Origin of the sequence: Psychroserpens sp. SPM9 (genome assembly GCF_025153525.1) — a bacterium.
Taxonomy (GTDB): domain Bacteria; phylum Bacteroidota; class Bacteroidia; order Flavobacteriales; family Flavobacteriaceae; genus Psychroserpens.
Genome location: NZ_JANZNR010000021.1, coordinates 1 through 2830, shown reverse-complemented (window position 1 = coordinate 2830; position 2830 = coordinate 1). Strand labels below are relative to the sequence as shown.

The 2830-nt window shown below is 27.3% G+C and carries 4 protein-coding genes; all 4 read left to right on the top strand.

Annotated elements, in window-relative coordinates; translation table 11 throughout:
* Positions 1-144: 144 nt before the first annotated feature.
* The 4 genes from N4270_RS16990 to N4270_RS16975 all read left to right on the top strand — a co-directional run bounded on the left by N4270_RS16990 (position 145) and on the right by N4270_RS16975 (position 2542).
* Positions 145-726 carry a hypothetical protein gene (locus N4270_RS16990; RefSeq protein WP_260098549.1) on the top strand — a complete coding sequence of 194 codons (582 nt, stop codon included), beginning with the start codon at positions 145-147 and terminating at the stop codon, positions 724-726.
* 226 nt (positions 727-952) lie between these two features.
* A complete protein-coding gene (locus N4270_RS16985) occupies positions 953-1498 on the top strand; it encodes a hypothetical protein (protein WP_260098548.1) in 546 nt (181 codons plus the stop codon).
* 329 nt (positions 1499-1827) lie between these two features.
* The gene (locus N4270_RS16980) at positions 1828-2238 is read left to right on the top strand and encodes a hypothetical protein (protein ID WP_260098547.1); all 411 of its coding nucleotides are present in this window, start codon (positions 1828-1830) and stop codon (positions 2236-2238) included.
* Entirely contained in the window at positions 2231-2542 is a 312-nt protein-coding gene (locus tag N4270_RS16975) for a hypothetical protein (RefSeq protein ID WP_260098546.1), read from the top strand. Before N4270_RS16980 ends, N4270_RS16975 begins: the two co-directional genes overlap by 8 nt.
* The last annotated feature ends 288 nt before the right edge of the window (positions 2543-2830 follow it).

The following is a 2830-nucleotide window of genomic DNA, read 5'->3' as shown; positions in this document are numbered from 1 at the left end:
ATGCAATTAATTTATACAATGAAATAAGATTACATTTATCTTTAGACTATAAAACACCAAATATGGTATACTTAAAAACAGCTTAAATCAATTTTTAACCTGTAGCCATATTTCAGGACTAGACATTTTAAATCAAAACTAAATATGAAAAAAATATCACTATTTATTATCTTAAAGATAATTCTAATAAGTTCAATTTCTGCTCAAGTTCCCTTAGAATTAAATGATGTTTCCTTAGATATAACATACATTGGAAAACCCACGACTTGGGAATTTGGAAAAACGAAAGAAACTGATGTAAAACATAATCTAATTATATTTAAAGTATTACTCAAAGGATTCGATACAGATAAATTGATTGATTTAAATCATTTTTCACTTGTAGATTCAGAAAACAAGATGAGATACAGACCTTTTCAAATTGATTTGAGATTCACTAATAGACAAGCAAGTCGCATTAGAATAGAAGACTATAAATATGAAGATACTTTCTTAAAATACTCGATTGAAGGTTTAGAAAATTTTGATCAATTTTGTAGATATCAATTAGGAAAAAACAAACCAAGATATCAACACAGATTTGAGCCAACCATCATAGAAGGAAAAAAGAAAAATAATAGAAAATTAACCTTTTACTTTCCTGCAAAATTGGATCATTCTGGAATATTTTTAATTTATTGGAAAGATAAAGTTGTTGGAAAAATAAATCTTAACGAAAAAGGTTAGGTAAGAACTAAACAAATCAAACTATGCACAACAACGTATATAATTAATTGTTCGTTCTGTGTGTTCTCGGAAAATTCCTGCGGAATTCTCCATAGATTCGTTTCCTTTTACTAACTTAGACCTAGCCAACACAACTAATCATATACGAACACGTTGGCAAACATTTTAAAGGAACCAGTAAAAACGAATAAAAGTCAGATGGTCTTTTACTTAAAAAATAAATATCATGAACAGAATTAAAATTGTGATACATGTATTGGTATTTATATTTTTCACAACTTCGACTCTTGCACAAGTAGAACCTTTGCATAAGTATGATATTGCTGATCTTGATAAAGATGACTCCATTTACAGAATAAAAGGACAAAAATTTTATAGATATAAAAAAACGATAAAAAAGAATGATTCTATTATAAATAATGAAGTATTTAGAAAAGATAATGACACTATCCATGATATTAAAACTGAAGACATAACCTATTACTCAATATATAAAAAAAGGTATTTGTTTATTTCCTACTATCCAAAAGAACAAAAAGGATTGTCATTTGGTTTTTCGATAAGACGATTAGGAAAAGTCGATGTAATTGATTTAAAAAAGCCTTCTAATAAATGGCATTTTAACTTTGAACATGATAAAGGCGTAAGTTTAAGTGGGATTTCTGAGTTTAAACCAGAAACAGGCGAAATTGTTTTCATTTATAAATTTTCTATTAATACTAATAATGAATCAAATTCAATTCCTATTCATAAAAATTATGGGAGATACTAATATAAATGATAGTTTAAAACATAATCTTAAACAAATTGCATTGAATATAAAGACTAAAAAAGGCGCAATTCTGATTGTGACATTCGACATCATAATTGGTATAAAATAGAATATATATTACACTTATCTTCTTAATGAATATACAGAATTCGATTTAAGAAAAAATTTCTGAATAAAAAACGTTTGCCAACAACGTGTATAGTAAATTGCTTTTGCTGGTTAAGCGCAGGATCTTTTCCCACAATTCACTATATTGCTTAACAAAGAAAAATAGCGTACTTACACGCAACTAACCATACACGAACACGTTGTAAAACATTTGACAAAGAATGACCGAAAGTATTTTAAAAGAATATTTTGAGAATAAAATAAGTCCTGAAATTCTTTCGGCTGATTTGAATGGAAGTATAAAAAAACTGACTTACGACACTTCTGAAATAAGTGTTATAAGAATGGAATCTGACATCGAATTTGAAATTAAACAAAGTCATCTAAATAAAATTATAAATGATGCACTGAATGGCAATCTGACTTTTGATAATCTGAAAATTATTGCATCTGGATTAATATTTTCGGAATATTTTATTTGGGATTCTGACACTAAAATCGGAAATAGAATTGCGACAATTATTACGGAATTAGACAATACAAAAATTAATTTTCCGATTTCAACTGAAAATCTAAAATTGTGGAAAGATTATTTGGCAAGCGGAGTTCACAAGTTAAAAAGACATGAATAGAGAAGATAGAAAAAAAGAGCTGAGAAGAATTAAAGGAAAAATGAATATGATGTTTCTAAATCAGAGAAATATTGATGAGTTATCCCGAATTATAAAAGATGAATTAAGAAATGAAGAGATTTCATCAAATCCAAATAAAACATATCTAAAAAACTTAAAGCAAACGATAGAAAAACAATTAGACCTACTTGAAGACTCTAACAAAAAGCCAGAAAATAGAATTGAGGAATTCAAAGATTTTAAAAATAATTTCAATCAAGATATTGAAAGATATCTAGATGACTTAGAACTTAATTATAATTAATTTAATAGTGAAAAACGTTTTACAACAACGTGTATAATTAATTGCGAATTGCTGGCCAAGACGACGGTTCTTCCCTACTTTTTAATATATTGCTTAACAAAGAATAACAGCGTACTTGTACGCAACTAACCATACACATACACGTTGGCAGTAATTTGAGAAAACGTACTTTCCTGAAATAGGTTGACTAAAAATTAAACCTTTTAGCAACATACCTAATGAAAGACAAAAAACAACACTGCCGAAAAAATTCCTACAAAAAAGTAGGTTTCGATTTAAAACTTTTAA

Excerpts from the sequence above, each read along its gene's own strand:
- N4270_RS16990 (WP_260098549.1), top strand. The coding sequence starts at position 145 with ATGAAAAAAATATCACTATTTATTATCTTAAAGATAATTCTAATAAGT.
- N4270_RS16985 (WP_260098548.1), top strand. The coding sequence starts at position 953 with ATGAACAGAATTAAAATTGTGATACATGTATTGGTATTTATATTTTTC.
- N4270_RS16980 (WP_260098547.1), top strand. The coding sequence starts at position 1,828 with ATGACCGAAAGTATTTTAAAAGAATATTTTGAGAATAAAATAAGTCCT.
- N4270_RS16975 (WP_260098546.1), top strand. The coding sequence starts at position 2,231 with ATGAATAGAGAAGATAGAAAAAAAGAGCTGAGAAGAATTAAAGGAAAA.